The sequence below is a fragment of the Nitrospiria bacterium genome (genome assembly GCA_035517655.1).
In the GTDB taxonomy this organism is placed as follows: Bacteria; Nitrospirota; Nitrospiria; order JACQBZ01; family JACQBZ01; genus JACQBZ01.
This window is the reverse complement of the sequence record DATIYJ010000008.1, coordinates 91743-111756: the sequence shown is the minus strand read 5'-3', so window position 1 is coordinate 111756 and position 20014 is coordinate 91743. Positions and strand designations below refer to the sequence as shown.

Here is a 20014-nt window from a genome sequence, read left to right as displayed (position 1 = left end):
GCCTTCACAGATCGGGGAAAAACATGATTAGGAATGAAAGCTTCTTATCCCGGAACGGCAAAATCTTCCCGGATGAAAGACCCGCCGCGGGCGGGTTGCGGCGTCGGACCGGTTGCGCGGCGTTGGGGACCGCCCTGGGACTGGTGCTCCTGCTGGGTTGCGCGGCCGCACCCAAAGCCACCCGTCCGGAAACGGACGAGCGGGCCGACGTGCTGCGCGCGACCCTGAAAAACGGCCTGCGCGTCGTGATCGTCCGGAACACGCTGTCCCCCGTGGTCACCACGGTTGTCAATTATCTGGTCGGCTCCAACGAGGCTCCGGAAGGGTTTCCCGGAACCGCGCACGCCCAGGAACATATGATGTTCCGCGGCAGCCCGGATCTTTCGGCCGATCAACTGGCCGACATCTCCGCGGCGATGGGCGGCATGTTCGACGCCGACACGCAACAGAGGGTCACCCAGTACTTTTTCACCGTCCCCGCGGCCGATCTGGACGTGGCGTTGCACATCGAGGCCGGCCGCATGCGGGACGTCCTGGACACGGAAGCGCTCTGGCAGCAGGAGCGCGGCGCCATTGAACAGGAGGTGGCCCAAGATCTCTCCAATCCGGAATATGTTTTCTACACGAGGCTCCTCGGATCCATGTTCAAGGGCACGCCGTACGCCCACGACGCGCTGGGCAGCCGCCCCTCGTTCGACAAAACCACGGGGGCGATGCTCAAAGGATTCCACGACACCTGGTACGTTCCCAACAACGCCGTCCTGGTGATCGTGGGGGATGTGTCGCCCCGGCAGGCGCTGGCCGAGGTCGAGAGCCAGTTTGACGACATCCCGGCCAAGAATCTTCCGGAGCGTCCGGTCGTCCGTCTCGAGCCCGTTCAGGCGGAGACGCTGAACCTCGATACGGACCTGCCGTACGGCGTGGCCGTCCTGTCCCTCCGATTCCCGGGATCGGACAGCCCCGACTACGCGGCGGCGCAGGTGCTGGCGGACGTTTTGAGCAGCCAGCGGGGCAGCTTCTATGCCTTGGTTCCGGCGGGAAAATCGCTCTCCGCGAATTTTTCCCTGGACGTCTTTCGCGAGGCCAGCCTGGCCTACGCGGAGACCGCGTTTCCAAAGGGGGGCGACGGAGCGGCCCTGATCGAAGAGACCAAGAAAATCCTGGCCGACGATGTGAAGAACGGGATCCCGGCCGATCTGGTGGAGGCGGCCAAACGGCATGAACGGGCGGAAGCGGAGTTCCAGAAAAACTCCGTGTCCGGGTTGGCCATGGCCTGGTCCCAGGCGCTGGCCGTCGAAGGCCGGACCTCTCCTGCGGACGACGTCCGGGCCATCGAGAACGTTTCGGCAGCGGACGTCGACCGCGTCGCCCGGGAATATCTGGACCCGGACCGCGCCGTCACCGCCGTCCTCACGCCGCAATCCTCGGGTCAACCGGTCTCGTCCAGCGCCTTCGGGGGCAAGGAGTCCTTCGCGTCGAACAGGCTCCAGCCCGTGGAACTCCCGGACTGGGCGGAGAAGGCCGTCGAGCGGGTTACCCTTCCCTCGTCCACGGTGCATCCCGTCGTGACGACGCTTCCCAACGGACTCAAGCTCATCGTCCAGACCGAAACGATCACCGACACGGTGGCGGTTTACGGTCACGTCAAAAACAACCCGGACATGGAAACGCCCCAAGGCCGGGAGGGCTTAGACGACGTGCTGGACCGGCTTTTTTCGTTCGGGACGACCGCGCTGGACCGCGTGGCCTTCCAAACCGCGCTGGACGACATTGGCGCAAGTGAATCCGCGGGGGAAGATTTTTCCCTTCAGGTGCTGGCCAACCAGTTCGATCGCGGGATGAGGCTCCTGGCCGACAACGAACTGCACCCGGCCCTGCCCGAAGCGGCGTTTAAAATCGTCCAGCGACAACAGGCCGCGGCCGTGGCGGGTGAACTTCAAAGTCCCGACTATCTCGCGAGCCGGGCCCTGCACACCGCCCTCTTCCCCAAAAACGATCCCGTGTTGCGCGAGGCCAACCCCGACACCCTTTTTTCGCTGACGCTCAAGGACGTGGACGACTACTATCGCGCCACGTACCGGCCCGACCTGACCAGCATCGTGGTCATCGGGAAGGTGACGCCCGAAGAGGCCCGATCGGTGGTCGAGAAATATTTCGGACGCTGGGCGGCCGCGGGGCCCAAGCCCGAGACAGAGCCGCCGCCGGTGCCGCTCAACAAACCGGCCGTCGCCAGCGTGCCGGACGCCAGCAAGGTCCAGGACGAGGTCACGCTGTCGGAAACGCTCGGACTGGTCCGGTCCAACCCGGACTATTACGCGCTGGAGCTGGGCAACCATGTGCTGGGCGGCGCCTTCTACGCGACCCGCCTTTACCGAGACCTGCGCGAGAAGGGGGGACTGGTTTATTTCGTGTCCTCTTCCTTCAAGGTCGGCAAGACGCGCGCTTTTTATACGGTGAGCTACGCGTGCGACCCGCCCAATGTCTCGAAGGCGCGCGCCATCGTGGTGCGCGATTTGAAAGACATGCAGACGGCGCCGGTGACTCCGGACGAGCTGCAGCGGGCCAAGGCCCTGCTCCTCCGGGAAATCCCCTTGTCCGAATCCAGCACGGACGCCATCGCCGGAGGGCTGCTCTCGCGGTCGACTCAAGACCTGCCGCTGGACGAGCCGACGCAGGCCGGGCGCCGTTACCTTGAGCTCACCACCGAGCAGGTCGAGGCGGCCTTTGCCCGGTGGCTTCGCCCGGACGATCTGGTTCAGGTGGCCGAAGGTCCTAAGCCTCCGTAAGACCTGGCGCGGGGTCGGGAAAGCAACGGTCGGACCGGTATTTGTATTGGCGGGAGAACAGGAGAACAAAACATGTGGAGTCGGAATCGATTCATCGAAGGATGCATTCTCGTCATGGTGAGCCTGGCCGTCGGGGCGTGCGGGGCATCGAAGGCGTCCTCCTCGTCTTCATCGCCGCCCCCCGCGCCCGCCGCGCTGGCTTGCAACAGCAAGACCGGCCTCACCCAACCCTTGTCGGTCTGCAGCGCGGCCTCGCCCTGCACCAACGGGTTCCAGATCGTCAACGGCACGTTCAAGACCGGCGTGACTCTGACCACGACGAGCGAGGTTCCGACGTGCGCGACGGGCAATGGGATTTTGAACGACGGCCCTCCGATGGCCTGGCAGGACGCCGACGGCGTGACGCACTATACCTGCCTGTTTATACCGAACGGAACGAATTCGTCGACATCAAAGCGGCCGCTGGTGATCTTTTTTCATGGGGGCGGCGGGAACGCGAGCAGCGTATACGACCAAACCGGACTTCGTGTCAAGGCCGATACCAACCCCCTACTTGGTGGCGGCTATGACCTGTCCGGCGATGCCGCCCGTCCGGGCTTCATTCTAGCCTCGGTCCAGGGACGCAATCTCCTTTGGCCGTCGATCCGCCCCTCCGGAAGTTATCACGACAATTATTACCGGGACATGAACTCGCCGTCCAGCAATCCGGATGTCGCGCATGTGGATCACCTGATCGATACGTTGGTGGCGCAAGGGGCCGATCCCCAACAGATTTATACGATGGGCTGGTCCAACGGAGCCGAGTTCGCGCAGTTTTATGCCATCGCGCGACACGATACCCCGACGCCGGGCGGGAATCATGTCGCCGCCGCGGCCGTCTATGCCTTCGCCAATCCGTTTGCCAACATCGACTGGAACCAGTCCCCTTCGTGCGAGCTGGATCCGTACCCGAAATCAGAGGTTCCTATCTATCTGGTCAACCGCGCCTGCGACTCCTATACGGCCTGCAGCACCGCACAGCAGACGGCCTTCAACCTTGAACCGGGCTTCAGCGCGGAGGAATGGTTCACCCAGATTAAGGACCCGGCGTTTGTGGGCAATTCCAATGTTCAATTTCAGCGCCTCGATCCTCAAGCCCAACCGGTCGCTGCCTGTACGGATCTCCAGCCTGCCTCCGGTTGCACCGTGGCCTTCGGGACACGGGAGCATCTCACATGGCCCGGTCTCTATGATACGAACAACGATTGGGAACCGACGATGCTGGACTTTTTGAAGGCCCATCCTCATCCATGACCGGTGCAACCATCCGGATCGCCGATGCCCTCCCGCCGGCCCTCTCTTAAAGATTGGGCCTCCGGCCCCTTTGACGTGATCCTCATCGGCGGCGGGATCAACGGCGCCGGGATCGCCCGCGACGCCGCGCTTCGGGGCTTCCGCGTCGCGCTCTTCGAGCAGGCTGATTACGGCTTCGGCACCAGCAGCCGGTCCTCCAAACTGATCCACGGCGGGGTCCGTTACCTGGAGCAGGGCCATCTGCCCCTGGTCTTCGAGGCCAGCCAGGAACGCCAGACGCTGCTCCGGATCGCGCCCCACCTCGTCCGCCCGCTCCCTTTTCTTTTTCCGGTCTATCGCGGGGCCCGCTGGGGAATTTTTTTTCTGGACGCCGGGATGTGGCTGTACGATCTGCTCTCGCTGTCCCGCAATATCCGTCGCCACCGGATGCTCGGCCGCGAAGAGACGCTGCGACTTGAGCCGGATCTTCTTCCGGACGGGCTGATCGGGGCGGCCCTGTTTTACGACGGCCAGATGGACGACGCGCGCCTCTGCCTGGCCAATATCCTGGAGGCGCGGGAGCGGGGCGCCGCCGTCCGGAACTACACGGCGGTCACCGGACTGGTGAAGGACGGAAACGACCGCGTCGCCGGCGTCCGCGTCCGGGACCGGCTGAGCCGCCGGGAGGAAACCGTCATGGGATCGGTTGTGGTGAACGCGGCCGGGCCCTGGGTGGACGAGGTCGGCCGGATGGAAGCGCCGGAGGCCCACCCGAAACTCCGGAAGACCCGCGGCTCGCATCTGATCGTGCCCTCCCTCACGCGCGGCCATGCGCTGGTGATCCGGAGCGCGAAGGACAACCGCGTGCTGTTCGTGATTCCCTGGGAGGGGATGAGCCTGGTCGGAACCACGGACATCGATTTCAACGGCGACCCCGGCGACGTGCATTGTCCCCCCGACGACTTCGACTACCTGCTCAACGAGGCCCGGCGGTTTTTCCCGAAACGGAACATCGGACCCGGGGAGGTGATCGCCACCTTCGCGGGGGTGCGCCCGCTGATTCAGTCGGGAGAGGCCAAGGCGTCCGAAGTGTCGCGCGAGGAGAAGATCGATGAAAGCCCGTCGGGCCTGATCTCGATCACCGGCGGGAAATTCACGACCTATCGCAAGATCGCCGAAACGGTGGTGGATAAGATCCGGAAGCGCCTACCCGAGTTCCCGGTCGGGCCCTGCGCGACGCGCTCGCGTCCGCTCTGGGGAGGCGACACGGGAGATCTCGAGACGTATATCAACGAGCGAACACCGGAGCTGGCCCGCCGCCATTCGCTGGAGCCGGACCAGGTCAGGCATCTCGTCATGACCCACGGCACCCGGCACGCCCACGTGCTGGACCTTCTCCGCGAGAATCGCGCGCTCGGGGAACGGCTTCATCCCTCGCTCCCGCATCTGAAGGCCGAGGTGGTTTACGCCGTCCGGCAGGAATCGGCCGTCATGCTCGCGGACGTTTTGCGCCGGCGGACCACGATCGCACTCGGACCCTTGCGCGCGGACAAGCGCCTCTTGGAGAATGCGATCGCGCTCATGGCCTCCGAGCTGGACTGGCCCAAAGACGAAGCCGAGCGACAGAAAACGGAATACCTGGCCGAAATTTCGTAGAGGCGCGGCATGCTGACGCCTCTCCATCTTTGCAACGATTATATAACCAAGGAGGGTGTATGCGCGATGATCGTTTCGTCGTCTTGACGACCCTTTTACTGGGCCTGGAACTTTTCGCGGGGCCGGCGTCGGCAGAGGACCTGCCGACCGAAAAGGTCCTGCCGCTCTCGCTCGCGACCGAGGCGGCCGGGGCCGCGCTGGCCGCCTGCGAAAAACAGGGCTATTACGTCAGCGCCGCCGTCGTCGACCGCGACGGGGTGGTGCGGATCCTCCTCCGGAGCGACGGCGCCGGGCCTCATACGCTGGACAGCAGCAGCCGCAAGGCCTACACGGCCGCGAGCCTCGGCCGTCCGACCGGAGACCTGGTCAAGATCATCGCGGGCAATCCGGCCAACGAAGGGTTGCGGAATATGAACGAAAGGATCTTGATTCTGGCGGGCGGGCTTCCCGTGAAGGCGGGGGACGAAGTCGTCGGCGGCATCGGCGTGGGCGGCGCGCCCGGCGGCGAAAAGGACGAGGCCTGCGCCCTGGCCGGGCTGGACAAAATCAAGGACCGCTTGAAATAGGGAAGGTCAATCGGAGGGTCAGTCCTTAACCCCCTGCACGGACAGGAAGAGCAGCTCGCCCTTCATGTTCGGATGAAGATCGCACCGAAATTGAAAGCTGCCCGGGCGGTTGGGCGTGAACCGGATCTTGAGAGTCTCGCCCGGATTGATGTAGACGCCCCGGATCCCTTTCCCGTATGTCGTCCCGGCGGCGGCTTCGACCTGGACGTCCTGTTCCGCAAGAAACGGCGAGGTGAATCCGTGCTGGACCTTATCCTGGTTTTTCAGAATGATGACTCCCGGCTCGTTCGGCCGGAGGGCCCCGCCTTGGAATTCGAAGGTATAGTTTCGGATCACGATCTCGACCTTTGCGGCCTCCACCGCCGTCAGGACGGAGGAAGCGGCCGCAACGATGAGGAAGGGGAGAACGGCGATCAACATGAAAACCCGGGGCCGAATATTTCGTCGATGAACCCGCACGCGTAGACCTCCGGTGTCCGTTGGAAATGAAGGATAGGATGGTGGTGACCCGCATGGGCAAGATAACAGAACGGAGGGCCCGTGTCAAAAGAAATTCGGGTGTGGAATCGAAGATGAAGAAGGCGCGCCGCCATGTACGGCTCAAACGGGTCTATGAAAAACCCTCCAAAGAAGACGGGGTCCGGATCCTGGTCGAACGGCTCTGGCCGCGGGGGCTGACGAAGGAGAAGGCCCGGATCGATCTGTGGCCCAAAGAAATCGCGCCGAGCGATGGGTTGAGAAAATGGTTCGGCCATGATCCGGCCAAGTGGGACGATTTCCGCAAACGCTACGAAGCCGAACTGAAGAAGAAAAAGGAAGCGATCGAGCGGCTCCGGCGGAAAGTCGGCGAAGGGGATGTGACGTTTGTTTACGCGGCGCGCGATGAAGCGCACAACAGCGCCGTGGCGCTGAAACGCTTTCTCGGATTTTAGGTCGGAAGCCGGCTGTTTTTCGTGTTCAGAACAGCCGGCGCGCGCCGAGGTAACGGTCCCGCCAGTAATCCCGGTCGAGGGTCTGGACATTGACCCGTCCCCGGGCGCTCGGGGCATGGATGAATTTCCCCCCGCCGATATAAATCCCCACGTGCAGCGGCTTCTGGTGTTCGATCTTGAAGTAGACCAGATCGGCCGGCGCCAGCTCGCTCACCGGAACCGGTCTTCCCGCGCGGACCAAGTCCTGCGTTTCGCGGGGAAGGGCAAGATGCACGGCCCGCCGAAAAACGTAGCCGACGAACCCGCTGCAGTCAAATCCCTCCGGCGTCGTCCCGCCGAAGCGGTACGGAGCGCCCAGCAGCGCGCGGGCGGTCTCGACCACCCCTCGTTGAATCGGCGTGACCGAGCGTCCGTCCTCCCTTGGAAGAACTGAAAAATCCGTCCGGGGAGGGTTCCCGGCGCAGCCCGCCAAGATCGCGAGCATCAGCGTCGTCATCCCCAGGGCCCGTCGCGGATTCATTTACGACAACCGGCGGTCTTCCGCCAACAAGCCGGTCATCTCGTCCGCCGGCAGCGGATGGCTGAAGTAATAGCCTTGAATGCGGTCGCAGCGGAGCAGCCGCAACAGTTTGAGCTGCTCGGCCGTCTCCACGCCCTCCGCGATCGCTTTCAGACGGAGGTTGTGGGCCAGCGTGATGATCGCGGTCACGATCATGGGGTCGTCGGGATCGTCGGTGAGATGGCGGATGAAGGCCTGATCGATCTTCAGGGTGTTGATCGGGAAACGCTTGAGGTAGCTTAAAGAGGAATATCCCATTCCGAAGTCGTCGATCGAAATCTCCAGGCCCATGTCCTTCAACCGGCGCAGCGCCTTGACCGAGGCCTCGGCGTTCTGCATGATGCTCTCGGTCAGCTCCAGTTCGACGCAACGGGGATCGATCCCGGTCTCCTTCAGGACGCGGCCGACCGTCTCGATCAAATTCTTCTGCCGGAACTGGCGGGGGGACAGGTTCACCGCGATCCGAAGTTCTTTGAAACCGCCGGAACGCCATGCCACGGCCTGGGCGCACGCGGTCCGAAGCACCCATTCGCCGATGGGGATGATCAGCCCGGTCTCCTCCGCCAGGGGAATAAATTTGACCGGGGGGACGAGACCCCTCTCCGAATGTTTCCAACGGATCAGCGCCTCGACCCCGACAATCCGCCCCGAATCGAGATCGACCTGGGGCTGATAATGCAGGAGAAATTCCCCGCGCTCCAACGCCTGCCGCAGCGCGGTCTCCAGGGAAAGCCACTCGCTCTTGTGCGTCTGCAGCGCCGGGTCATAGTATTGAAAGCTGTTTCCGCCGTCGTCCTTGGCCCGGTACATCGCCATGTCCGCCGTTTTCAGCAGCGTCGGGGGATCCTCCCCGTTTTGGGGGGAGAGACTGACGCCGATGCTGGTCGTGACGAAGAGATCGCTTCCTTCGATGGGGATCGGTTTGGCCAGAGAGTCAAAAATTTTCTGAACGATGAGCGAAACGTCCCGCTCCCGGGCCAGGTCGGTCAACAGGATCGCGAACTCGTCCCCGCCCAGCCGCGCGATCGTATCCCCCGGACGAAGACAACGTTTGAGCCGCTCCGAAAAGGCCACCAGCAGCGCGTCGCCGATGTGATGTCCGAGGTGGTCGTTGATCTGTTTGAAGCGGTCGATGTCCAGGAAGAGGACGGCCATCGCCCGTTTGCGCCACGGCAGCCGGCTCAACTCCTGACCGAGACGGTCTTCGAAAAGCCGGCGGTTGGGCAGATCGGTCAAACCGTCGTGGTACGCGAGATACACGATCCGTTCCTCGGCCTGTTTTCGCTCGGCGATCTCCCGTTCGAGCGCCGCCTGCGTCTTGAGGTGTTCGTTGGACCGCGCCTCGACCTCCTTGAGCAGCCTCTGGACCTCGGTCTTCTCCTGTTCTTTCTGGATGAGTTTGTCCCTCAAACGATCCAGGCGGGCGTGGGCCTGGAGAATGTAAAGACAGAACAGACAGACCAAGACCGCCAGGCCGGACAGGTACGTGGACAGCTCCGTCCGGCTGGCCGCTCTCGGGATACCGATCACGTCCGGCGCATAGATGGAAATGATCGTCAAGGTCAGGGCCACGATCACGGAGATGGAGATCACCCATAAATGCCGATCGCGAGCCTTGATCTCGCCCATATGGCCGTTTCCGGAGCCCATCCGCATCCTCCGAAGACCACACGAAAAAACCCCATCTTCCTGAAAAGCCTGACCGGAAGGCGGGGTTTTCATTCATGTCACCGACATACGGTTATACGTTAAATATAGAGTCCATCCTCCGCCGCGTCAAGGGCTCGGCGGGATCGGAATGGTCGCATAATTCCGCCGTCCGCGCCTCGACTTCGATCGCCGGCTCCGGGCCCGGACGCGGCTTGACAGCGCCGATCCTTCACCCTACAATAAATCACCATCCATGAAATACACGCGATCCGCACAGCTTTTCGAACAAGCGCAACGCCTAATTCCCGGCGGGGTGAACAGCCCCGTCCGCGCCTTCAAAGCGGTGGGCGGCCGGCCGCTCTTCATCGCGAAGGCCAGGGGCTCGAAAATCTGGGACGCGGATGGAAACCGCTTCATCGACTATGTCTTGTCCTGGGGGCCGATGATCCTGGGTCATGCCCATCCGCGGGTGGTCCGCGCCATCAAGGCGGCCGCGATGAACGGCACCAGTTACGGCGCGCCGACCGAGCTCGAGGTCCGGCTGGCCGGGTGGATTCAGAAAGCCTTCCCGTCGATGGAATTGATCCGGATGGTCTCCTCCGGCACCGAAGCCGCGATGTCGGCCATCCGGCTCGCGCGGGGGTTCACCGGCCGCGACAAGATCCTCAAATTCGACGGCTGCTACCACGGCCATGCCGACAGCCTGCTGGTGCGAGCCGGCTCCGGCCTCGCGACGCTCGGCATTCCGGACAGCCCGGGCGTTCCGGCCGATCTGGCCCGGCACACGCTCACCGCGCCCTACAACGATCTTTCGGCCGTACGAAAAATTTTCGAGCACCACGGACGCGAAATCGCCGGCCTGATCGTCGAACCGGTCGCGGCCAACATGGGCGTCATCCTTCCGAAGGAGGGTTTCCTCCAGGGCCTGCGCGACATCACGCGGCAGCACGACAGCCTGTTGATCTTCGACGAGGTGATCACCGGCTTTCGCGTCGCCTTCGGCGGGGCGCAGGAGCGCTTCGGCGTCGTTCCCGATCTCACCTGCCTGGGCAAGATCATCGGCGGGGGTCTGCCGGTCGGCGCGTACGGGGGCCGGCGGGAAATCATGGAGCGGACCGCGCCGCTGGGGCCGGTCTATCAGGCCGGGACGCTTTCGGGCAACCCGCTGGCCGTGACGGCCGGGATCGAGACGATCAAACTCCTGGGCCGGCCGGGCGTCTACCGGAAACTGGAAGAGCGGTCGGACCATTTATCGAACGGCCTGATCGAGGCCGCGAGGAAGGCCGGCGTCGCGGTTTTCGGCACGCGCGTCGCCTCGCTGATGACCCTGTTCTTTACGAACCGGGCCGTGACGGATTACGCGGCGGCCAAGACCTCCGATACCAAGGCCTACGCGAAATTTTTTACGGCCATGCTCGAAACGGGAATTTATCTGGCGCCCTCCCAGTTCGAGGCCGCGTTTCTTTCGACGGCCCATACCGCGTCCGACGTCGAAAAGACGGTCAAGGCCGCGTACAAGGCGTTCAGGAGCTTGTGAACGAACGCAGGCGGCCCCCCCAATCTTCGCTTGACGCGCGAGTCGTAGCGAGGATCCTGAATCGTCCACGGAGTCGGCATGAACAAACGGATGAAACCGGACTTCAGTCCCTCGCACGACGTATGGGGGTTTGAACGGCATCCCCTCGACGTTTTTTTCAATCCGCAGACGGTGGCCGTCATCGGGGCGACGGAACGGCCCGGCAGCGTCGGACGGACCGTCCTGTGGAACCTGATCAGCAGCCCCTTCGGCGGAACCGTCTTCCCGATCCATTTAAAAGGGTCCAGCGTATTGGGCGTCAAGGCCTACCCGAACGTCTCCGCCCTGCCCGAGCCGGTGGACCTGGCCGTCATCGCGACGCCGGCCCCGACCGTGCCGGCCCTGGTCGGCGAATGCGCGGAGGCCGGCGTCCGGGGGGCGATCGTGATCTCGGCCGGCTTCAAGGAAACCGGCCCGGCGGGCGTTGAACTGGAGCGGGAAATTGTCAAACGGCTCGGCCGCGGAAAGATGCGGCTGATCGGGCCCAACGTGCTGGGCGTGATGAGCCCCGTCACCGGCCTCAACGCCACCTTCTGCCGCACGATGGCCCGGCCCGGAAAGGTCGGCTTCATCAGTCAGAGCGGCGCCCTTTGCACCGCCATCCTGGACTGGAGCCTGCGCGAGAACGTCGGCTTCAGCGCCTTCGTTTCGATCGGCTCGATGCTGGACGTGGGCTGGGGCGATCTCATCGATCATCTGGGGAACGACCCGCACACCCAGAGCATCCTGATCTACATGGAATCGATCGGCGACGCGCGATCGTTCCTTTCCGCCGCCCGCGAAGTGGCCTTGACCAAGCCGATCATCGTGATCAAGACCGGCCGGACCGAGGCCGGCGCCAAGGCGGCGTCCTCGCACACCGGATCGTTGACCGGCAGCGACGCGGTCTTCGACGCCGCCTTCCGACGGAGCGGCGTGCTGCGCGTCGACGAGATCGCCGACCTCTTCTTCATGGCGGAGGTGCTCGCCAAACAGCCCCGCCCGAAAGGGCCCCGGCTCATGATCGTCACCAACGCCGGCGGCCCGGGCGCGCTGGCCGCGGACGCCCTGACGGCCGGGGGAGGCGAACTGGCCGAGCTGTCGCGGGAGACGATCGAGTCCCTCGGCGCGGTTCTTCCGCCGCATTGGAGCCGAGGCAATCCGATCGACGTGCTCGGCGACGCGCCCCCCGAGCGCTACGTCCAGGCGGTCGAGATCGCGGCGAAGGACCCCCATGCCGACGGCCTTTTGGTGATTCTCGCGCCCCAGTCCATGACCGACCCGACGCGGACGGCCGAGCAACTGAACGCCTGCGCGAAAGTCGACCGAGGTCCGATCCTGGCCAGCTGGATGGGGGGAAACGAAGTCGCGGCCGGAGAGACCGCCTTAAATCAGGCCGGCATTCCGACCTTCCCCTACCCGGACGCCGCGGCGAACGTTTTCAACGCCATGTGGCGGTACAGCGACAACCTCCGCGGGCTGTACGAGACGCCGATCCTTTCCGTCGAGGACGAGGGCGTTTTCGACCGCGGCCGCACGGAGAAAATCATTAAGACCGCGCAGGCGGCGGGACGCACCCTCCTCACCGAAATCGAATCCAAGCAGCTGCTGGCCGCTTACGGAATTCCGACGATCGAAACCCGCGCCGCCGGAAGCGAGGAGGAAGCGGTGAAAATCGCCCGCGGGATCGGTTATCCCGTCGTCCTGAAGGTCTTCTCCGAAACCATCACGCACAAAACCGACGTCGGAGGGGTTCGGCTGGATTTGGGCGGCCCCGACGCCGTTCGACGCGCCTACCGCGAGATCGAGGCCTCGGTGCGCGACAAGGCGGGGAGCGGGGCGTTCCGGGGGGCGACCGTCCAGCCCATGATCCGGCTCGAGGGTTACGAGGTCATTCTCGGAAGCAGTCTGGACCCGCAGTTCGGCCCGGTCCTGCTCTTCGGCACGGGCGGACAGTTGGTGGAAATTCTCAAAGATCATGCGCTGGCCCTCCCGCCGCTCAACACCACGCTGGCGCGTCGGATGATGGAGCGGACCCGCATCTTCGCCGCGCTGAAAGGCGTCCGCGGCCGCCCGCCGGTCGATCTGCCCGCCCTGGAAAAACTCCTGGTGCGATTCGGCCAGCTCATCGTGGAGCAGCGCCGGATCCGGGACATCGAGATCAACCCGTTGCTGGTTTCCCCGGAGCGCTTGGTCGCGCTGGACGCCCGCGTGGTGGTTCATCCGCCCGGTTCCGACGAGACGAACGGGCCGAAGCTGGCCATCCGCCCGTACCCGTTGCACTACGTGGCGTCGTGGAGGATGAAGGACGGAACGCCGGTGACGTTCCGGCCGATCCGTCCGGAAGACGAGCCGTTGATGGTCAAGTTCCACCAATCCCTGTCGGAGCAGACGGTTTATCTCCGCTATTTCCAGGTCCTGAAATTGAACCAGCGCATCGCCCATGAGCGGCTGACACGCACCTGTTTCATCGACTACGACCGGACCATGGTGCTGGTCGTCCTCCGCGAGGATCCGAAAACCGGCGGCCGCGAAATCATCGGCGCGAGCCGGCTGAGCCGACAGCCCGGCACGGACGAGGCCGAGTTCTCCATTCTCGTCAGCGACCCCTTCCAGCGCCGAGGGCTGGGCACCGAGCTGTTGCGCCGAATCTTGGACATCGGCCGACGCGAGAAGGTCCGCCGGGTCACGGCCGACATCCTTCCCGACAACCTCGCCATGCAGCACGTCTGCAAAGCGCTCGGCTTCCGCTTTCATCACGCGGTCGGCGATCCCCTCGTGCAGGCCGAGATCGAGCTGTGAGCCGGAACCGTTCAGAACTTAGGGGGGGACGGACTTCCTGGCAGGTCTATAAATCGTCAGGCCGCAGCCCCGACCGTTTGGCGATGCGGGCCAGCATTCGAGGCCCGATTTCTTCGTTGTCGTGGAATGCGAACACCAGATCCGGCCAACCGGAGCGTGAGAGAGTGCGATGCGAGCCCGACTACCGTCTGACGCTCCATCCGATGCGCAAGAGCGCTGCGAGAACCCGTTTCGCCTTGGCGGTGGGCCATTGGCTCATGCGGCTTTGAAGGACACGCTCATCAAATCCGGCGCGCCTTCGCCATGCTCCAACCGATCGGCCAGCACCCGCAAGGCCAGCGCCTGGACTTTTGCGACGGCTTCGTCGCGCGACTGTCCATAGGTCATCACGCCGGGAAGATCGAGAACCTCCGCAATCCAACGCCCGTCTTTCTCTTGTTCCATTTCAATTGTGAAATTCATTCCGGCTCCTTCATTTGTCGGAGAGCTGAAACCCGACATAAGTTTATCACAACCTCCCGGGCATTACCACTTTCCCCTCGCAATCCGTGTTGGCGCCTCCTCATGACGAGAGTCAACCCCCTATCCCTTCCTTGACAATCCCCGCCCCCGAACTTATAATGCTCTATTGGTCTCTTGATGAAATCCAAGATCAAAAAAGAGTTTTTGGAAAGCGCCGAGGTGAAGCGGCTCTTCGTCGAGGAGTCGGCCGATCTGATCGCGCAGACGACCGAGCGGATCATCGCCGCCCTCCGGCAGGGCCGCAAAATCCTTCTCTTCGGAAACGGCGGAAGCGCGACGGACGCCTCCCATCTCGCGTCCGAACTGGTCAATCGATACACCCGGAACCGCAAGGCGCTTCCGGCGATCGCGCTGACGACGGACCCGTCCGTCATCACCAGCATCGGGAACGATTCCGACTTCTCCGAGATCTTCGCGCGGCAGATCGAGGCGCTGGGACAAAAAGGCGACATCGCGATCGCGATCTCGACCTCCGGAAAATCGCCCAACGTTCTGAAGGCCGTCGAGACGGCCCGCGCGATCGGCATGGCCACGATCGGGTTCACCGGCGGCGACGGCGGACCGTTGGCGAAGCGGGTCGAACACGCCTTCATCGTCCCGTCCAAGGTCACGGCCCGCATCCAGGAAACCCATATCACGCTCGGCCATGTGATTTGCGGCCTGGTCGAAGAGGCCTTCACCGAATAATACCGCGCGGGTGTCCTGAGGCGGGGCGCCCCATCGCGCGCAGCCGAGGTCCCTGCGCCGGGCGGGGCGGCGAGCACGATGGGGCTGCCGAAGGACAGGACCCGCGCCAGCAAGGATCCGTTTGTGAAAAGGAAACCTACATCATCCGACGACCGGATCGACTTTTCCGGCGTCCGGACCTATCCTCTCAAAGACCGCAAGAGCAAGGTCTCGATACGTGAATTCGGCCGGCCTTACGGAGGGGGGGACCGGATCACCCGGTTTATCGATTCCCTTCCGGACATCCTCGCCGCCAAAGATCTCAAGGCCGTGATCGAGGCCGTCGCGCGGGCCCATCGGAAGAAGCGCCCGATCGTCGTCGGCATGGGCGCCCACCTGACGAAGGTCGGGCTGAACCCGATCCTGATCGACCTGATGGAACGCGGCGCGATCTCGGCCGTGGCCGTGAACGGCGCCGTGATCATCCACGACTTCGAGCTGGCGTTGGCCGGAAAAACCTCCGAAGACGTCGAGGAACAGCTCGGCAGCGGCGCGTTCGGCATGGCCGAGGAAACCGGACGCATCCTCAACGAGGCGATCGTCAAGGGCGTGCCGCAGGGCTTGGGCATCGGGGCGGCCGTCGGGCAGTGGCTCAACCGTTCCGACGCGCCGAATAAAAAGCACAGCCTCCTGGCGACCGCAGACCGGCTGGGTATCCCGGTCACGGTCCATGTCGCGATCGGAACGGACATCATCCATATGCATCCGTCCGTCAGCGGGGCCGCGCTGGGCGAGGGATCGCTGCTCGATTTCAAACGCCTCTGCTCGGTCGTGGCACGGCTGGAGGGCGGCGTCTATCTCAACATCGGCTCGGCCGTGATCCTGCCCGAGGTCTTCCTAAAGGCCCTCACGCTGGTCCGGAATCTCGGCCACACCGTCGACCGTTTTACCACCGTGAATCTCGACTTCATCCAGCAGTACCGGCCCCTGACCAACGTCGTCCGCCGCCCGACCCAGAAAGGGGGAAAAGGTTATTCCCTGACCGGCCATCACGAAATCATGGTGCCGCTGCTGGCGGCCGGAATCATCGAGCGGATCCGTCGATCGTCATGACCCGCCGGCCCCGACGTTCCCCCGTCGTTTCCCAAACCAAGGTCAAGACCGTCCCTCAATTGAGATCGATCCTGGCCCGGCTCCGGAGACGAGGCGAGCGGATCGTTATCACCAACGGCTGCTTCGACCTGCTCCACGTCGGCCATCTCCGCTATCTCCGACGCGCCCGACGCTACGGAGACCGCCTGGTGGTCGCCATCAACAGCGACCGGTCGGTGAGAAAGATCAAGGGCCCGCGCCGCCCGCTGCTCCCGCAGGCCGAGCGGGCCGAGCTGCTCGCGGCCCTCTCCTGCGTGGACTATGTCACGATCTTCGACGAGCCGGATCCGCTCAAGATCATCACGGCGCTCCGGCCGGACGTCTTGATCAAAGGCAGCGATTGGGGTCAAAATAAGATCATCGGCCGGGACGTCGTCGAGCGGCGCGGCGGCCGGGTCCGTCGGGTGCCCCTGGTCAAGGGCGTGTCCACCTCGCGGCTGATCGAAAAGATCCGGAAACTTTAACGAGCGGGTGGCCGGAGGCGGACGCCCCATCCATGAAAGAATACAACCCCACAGAGCTGAAGCCATCCTCACTCCTACAACCGCTGATCGCCCCCGCGCTGAAATGGATCCAGGCCGGCCGACGCCGGCTCGTCTTCTCCGGCCTCTGGGGCTCGGCCAAGGCGGCCGTGATCGCCGGAATGGCGACGGAGGCCAATGTTCCCTTCTTCGTCCTCGCCGCGACGGACGCGCAGGCCGAATCGTTTCATCAGGACCTGGTTTGCTGGTTCCAATGGCTGGGCCGAACGGCCGATCCGCCCATCCTTTTTCCCTCTCCCGAAATTCTCCCCTATGAACTGACCGCGCCCCACCCCGACCTGATCCGGCAGCGGATGCAGGCGTTGTATCGGATGGCCCGGACCGACCCCGACCGATCCGACCGGCCGATGATCGTCGTCGCCTCCGTCCCGGCCGCGATGCAGCGCGTGATGGCCCCGGCCGCGCTGCGCGGGGCCGCCCTCTCCCTGTCCGCCGGACAAGCGGCCGACCGGGACGGCCTGATCGAATCGCTCGTCGATCTCGGTTATTCCCGGACCGAATCCGTCCAGCATCCGGGGGAATTCGGCGTGCGCGGAGGAATCCTGGACCTCTTCTCGACCGCCGGCCGCGAGCCGGTCCGAATCGAATGGGCGGGCGATCAGGTCGAGTCGATCCGGGTTTTCGATCCCGAGACCCAGCTCTCGGCCGCGGCGGAAGCCCGCGTCCAAATCCTACCGGCCCTGGAACCGGATGATCAGGCCCGCGCCACGGTGACGGACTATCTTCCCCCGGAAGCGCGCCTCGCGCTGGACGAGTCCGCCCAGATCCGGGACCTCATGGAAGAGTTCGATTCCGAGGTCCGCCTGGCCCAGTCCTCCCTGCCGCCCGACCGGCGGACGGCCCTTCAACGCTATCTCACCTCGGACGAACTGGAGCGGCAGCTGCAATCGAGACCGTCCATCCTTCTCGAAACAAGTCATCTCGAGACCGAAGCGGACCGGGATCTGCTTTTATTTTCGACCCGATCTCCCGAAAGCCTGGGCCTGGGCGTGAGAGGCACCCCGCTCTCCGCCGCGCTCAAGACGGCGGACGATTTGCGACGGAAAGCCCGCGTCGTCTTCGTCGCCAAGACCGCGGCTCAAAAAGACCGGATGTTGGACCTGTTCCGCGAGCATGACCTGCCGGCCGAGACGGGGTCCGGTCCGGCTCCCTTCTCACCCGCCGGGCCGGAAGCGACTTCCCCCTTCACGATCGCCGTCGGCGGGCTCTCGTCGGGCTTCATCGATCTTCCAAATCGTCTCGCCCTCCTGACGGACGAGGACCTCTTCGGCAAGACCGCCCGGCACCGTCCGGCGCCGAAACTCAACCGGGCCCAGTTCCTTGCCTCGCTGGAGGATCTGGAGGATGGAGACTATTTGGTCCACGTTCAACACGGGATCGCACGCTACGAGGGCCTGAAGCGTCTTTCGATCCAGGGCTACGAAAGCGATTTCCTGATCCTGCGATACCGGGGCGGCGACACCCTTTACCTTCCCGTCGACCGGCTGAACCTCGTCCAGAAATATACCGGCGTCGAAGGCCACCGGCCCAAACTGGATCGTCTCGGCGGCGTCACCTGGGCGCGAACCACGCGACGCGTCAAGAAGGCGGTCGAAACGATCGCGAAAGAGATCGTGGAACTCTACGCCGTGCGGGAGACGACCCCGGGGCATGCGTTCTCAAAAAACCCCGCGCTCTCGCGCGAGTTCGACGCCGCCTTCGCCTACGAAGAGACGCCCGATCAGCTCAAGGCGATCGAGGACATCCAAAAGGACATGGAAGAAGCCCAGCCGATGGACCGGTTGATCTGCGGCGACGTCGGCTACGGGAAGACCGAGGTCGCGATGCGGGCCGCGTTCAAGGCGGTGATCGACGGAAAGCAGGTCGCCGTCCTCGTGCCGACGACCCTGCTGGCGCAGCAGCACGGGGAGACTTTTCGCGAGCGCTTCGCGCCGTTTCCGGTCCGCGTCGAAACGCTCAGCCGGTTCCGCACCTCGAAGGAACAGCGGACGGTCCTGTCGGATCTGGCGGCCGGTCGGGTGGACATCGTGATCGGGACCCATCGCCTTCTTCAAAAGGACGTCGTCTTTCACGATCTCGGACTGCTGATCGTGGATGAAGAACAGCGCTTCGGCGTCGGCCACAAGGAAAAACTCAAGCAACTCCGAAAGACGGTGGACACCCTCACCCTCAGCGCGACGCCCATTCCCCGAACGCTTCAGATGGCCCTGACCGGGATCCGCGAGCTCTCGATCATCGACACGCCCCCGGCCGATCGGCTATCCATCCGGACGATCCTGACGCGGTTCGACCGTTCGGTGATCCGGAACGCCATTCTCCGGGAATTGGCCCGCGGCGGACAGGTCTTTTTCGTCCACAACCGCGTTCAGGACATCGAGCGGCTCGGCCAGCTCCTCCGGGAGCTCGTCCCGGAGGCGAAGCTCGCGGTGGCGCACGGTCAAATGCACGGACGGGAGCTGGAGCGGGTGATGTGGAAATTCGTGCATCAGGAAACGAACGTCCTCCTGACCACCACGATCATCGAATCCGGCCTGGACATCCCCACCGCCAACACCATTCTGATCAACGACGCCCATCGATTCGGCCTGTCCGATCTCTATCAGCTCCGGGGGCGCGTCGGGCGGTCGGGGCATCAGGCCTTCGCCTACCTGCTCGTCCCGTCCGACCGCGGACTGACCGAGGAAGCCCGCGCCCGCATCCAGGCGATCCAGGAGTTCTGCGAACTGGGCGCCGGATTCCGGATCGCGGCCCGCGACCTGGAAATCCGGGGCGCCGGCAATTTCCTGGGAAAACAGCAGTCCGGCCATATCGCGGCGGTCGGCTTCGACTTTTATCTTCAGCTGATCGAGGAATGCGTGCAGGAACTCAAAGGCGAGCAGGCCGAAGAGGAAATCGAGCCGGTCCTGAACCTAAAGGTTTCGGCCTTCATCCCCGAAACCTATGTCCCGGATACGGCTCAACGCCTCGCGGTTTATCGAAGGCTCGCGGGGCTGAAAACCGAATCCGATCTGGGCGCGTTCCGAACCGAATTGGAAGACCGCTACGGCGCCCCGCCGGAACCCGTCGAACGCCTGTTGCAGGCCGTAGGGATCAAGGCGCTGGCGCGGCGGCTGAAGATCCATTCGATCGATTCGAAAAGCGACGGGATTCTTATCGTTTTTGGCCCGGCCCGTCCTTTGACCGACGCCCAGGTCCGCCGGCTCCTGTCGGACGCTTCGGGGCGTCTCCGGCTCGTCTCCGAATTCAGCGTCAAACTGCGGCTCGCCGAAGCGGAACAGTCCGAATGGCCGACCCTCTTTGCGACGGTAACAAATTACTTGCAAAGCCTGCTATAATATGGTAGGAAATCCAACG

At 63.9% G+C, this 20014-nt stretch carries 15 protein-coding genes and 1 pseudogene; 11 read left to right on the top strand and 5 right to left on the bottom strand.

Annotated features, from left to right (window positions below):
- Window positions 1–23: 23 nt before the first annotated feature.
- The 4 genes from VLY20_01280 (at window position 24) to VLY20_01265 (ending at window position 6280) form a co-directional block, all read left to right on the top strand.
- Window positions 24–2786 carry a pitrilysin family protein gene (locus VLY20_01280; GenBank protein ID HUK55272.1) on the top strand — a complete coding sequence of 921 codons (2763 nt, stop codon included), beginning with the start codon at window positions 24–26 and terminating at the stop codon, window positions 2784–2786.
- A gap of 72 nt (window positions 2787–2858) precedes the next feature.
- The gene (locus VLY20_01275) at window positions 2859–4079 is read left to right on the top strand and encodes a hypothetical protein (protein HUK55271.1); all 1221 of its coding nucleotides are present in this window, start codon (window positions 2859–2861) and stop codon (window positions 4077–4079) included.
- Window positions 4080–4103: 24 nt separating this feature from the next.
- The gene (glpD, locus tag VLY20_01270; protein HUK55270.1) at window positions 4104–5714 is read left to right on the top strand and encodes a glycerol-3-phosphate dehydrogenase; all 1611 of its coding nucleotides are present in this window, start codon (window positions 4104–4106) and stop codon (window positions 5712–5714) included.
- A gap of 59 nt (window positions 5715–5773) precedes the next feature.
- On the top strand, window positions 5774–6280 hold the full coding sequence (locus VLY20_01265; GenBank protein ID HUK55269.1) for a heme-binding protein: 507 nt from the start codon (window positions 5774–5776) through the stop codon (window positions 6278–6280).
- Window positions 6281–6298: 18 nt separating this feature from the next.
- Here the strand turns inward: VLY20_01265 and VLY20_01260 are convergent, their stop codons facing one another.
- Window positions 6299–6700 carry a cupredoxin domain-containing protein gene (locus VLY20_01260; GenBank protein ID HUK55268.1) on the bottom strand — a complete coding sequence of 134 codons (402 nt, stop codon included), beginning with the start codon at window positions 6698–6700 and terminating at the stop codon, window positions 6299–6301.
- 152 nt (window positions 6701–6852) lie between these two features.
- Between VLY20_01260 and VLY20_01255 the strand changes: the two genes are divergently transcribed.
- Window positions 6853–7212, top strand: a complete 360-nt coding sequence (locus VLY20_01255) for a DUF488 domain-containing protein (protein ID HUK55267.1) — start codon at window positions 6853–6855, stop codon at window positions 7210–7212.
- Window positions 7213–7237: 25 nt separating this feature from the next.
- On the opposite strand, the gene VLY20_01250 is transcribed toward VLY20_01255, so the two are convergent.
- Both VLY20_01250 and VLY20_01245 read right to left on the bottom strand, forming a co-directional pair.
- The gene (locus tag VLY20_01250; GenBank protein ID HUK55266.1) at window positions 7238–7732 is read right to left on the bottom strand and encodes a C40 family peptidase; all 495 of its coding nucleotides are present in this window, start codon (window positions 7730–7732) and stop codon (window positions 7238–7240) included.
- Window positions 7733–9421: an EAL domain-containing protein gene (locus VLY20_01245; protein ID HUK55265.1), complete on the bottom strand. Its 1689-nt coding sequence runs from the start codon at window positions 9419–9421 to the stop codon at window positions 7733–7735.
- Between the two features lie 253 nt (window positions 9422–9674).
- On the opposite strand from VLY20_01245, the gene hemL reads away from it, so the two are divergent.
- Entirely contained in the window at window positions 9675–10958 is a 1284-nt protein-coding gene (gene hemL / locus VLY20_01240; protein ID HUK55264.1) for a glutamate-1-semialdehyde 2,1-aminomutase, read from the top strand.
- A 78-nt stretch (window positions 10959–11036) separates the two neighbouring features.
- On the top strand, window positions 11037–13778 hold the full coding sequence (locus VLY20_01235) for a bifunctional acetate--CoA ligase family protein/GNAT family N-acetyltransferase (protein ID HUK55263.1): 2742 nt from the start codon (window positions 11037–11039) through the stop codon (window positions 13776–13778).
- A gap of 46 nt (window positions 13779–13824) precedes the next feature.
- Here VLY20_01235 and VLY20_01230 read toward each other — a convergent pair.
- A pseudogene (locus VLY20_01230) lies at window positions 13825–14037 on the bottom strand (type II toxin-antitoxin system HicA family toxin).
- Complete coding sequence (locus VLY20_01225) at window positions 14034–14240, bottom strand: type II toxin-antitoxin system HicB family antitoxin (protein ID HUK55262.1); 207 nt, start codon at window positions 14238–14240, stop codon at window positions 14034–14036. The pseudogene VLY20_01230 and the gene VLY20_01225 overlap by 4 nt, the downstream one beginning before the upstream one ends.
- A 177-nt stretch (window positions 14241–14417) precedes the next feature.
- Here VLY20_01225 and VLY20_01220 point away from each other — a divergent pair, with 177 nt between their 5' ends.
- The 4 genes from VLY20_01220 (at window position 14418) to mfd (ending at window position 19995) form a co-directional block, all read left to right on the top strand.
- On the top strand, window positions 14418–14987 hold the full coding sequence (locus VLY20_01220; GenBank protein HUK55261.1) for a D-sedoheptulose 7-phosphate isomerase: 570 nt from the start codon (window positions 14418–14420) through the stop codon (window positions 14985–14987).
- A gap of 78 nt (window positions 14988–15065) precedes the next feature.
- Entirely contained in the window at window positions 15066–16079 is a 1014-nt protein-coding gene (locus VLY20_01215; protein ID HUK55260.1) for a hypothetical protein, read from the top strand.
- Window positions 16076–16582, top strand: a complete 507-nt coding sequence (gene rfaE2, locus VLY20_01210) for a D-glycero-beta-D-manno-heptose 1-phosphate adenylyltransferase (GenBank protein HUK55259.1) — start codon at window positions 16076–16078, stop codon at window positions 16580–16582. The genes VLY20_01215 and rfaE2 overlap by 4 nt, the downstream gene beginning before the upstream one ends.
- 32 nt (window positions 16583–16614) lie before the next feature.
- Window positions 16615–19995, top strand: coding sequence for a transcription-repair coupling factor (mfd, locus tag VLY20_01205; GenBank protein HUK55258.1), 3381 nt, complete (start codon window positions 16615–16617; stop codon window positions 19993–19995).
- Window positions 19996–20014: the final 19 nt, after the last annotated feature.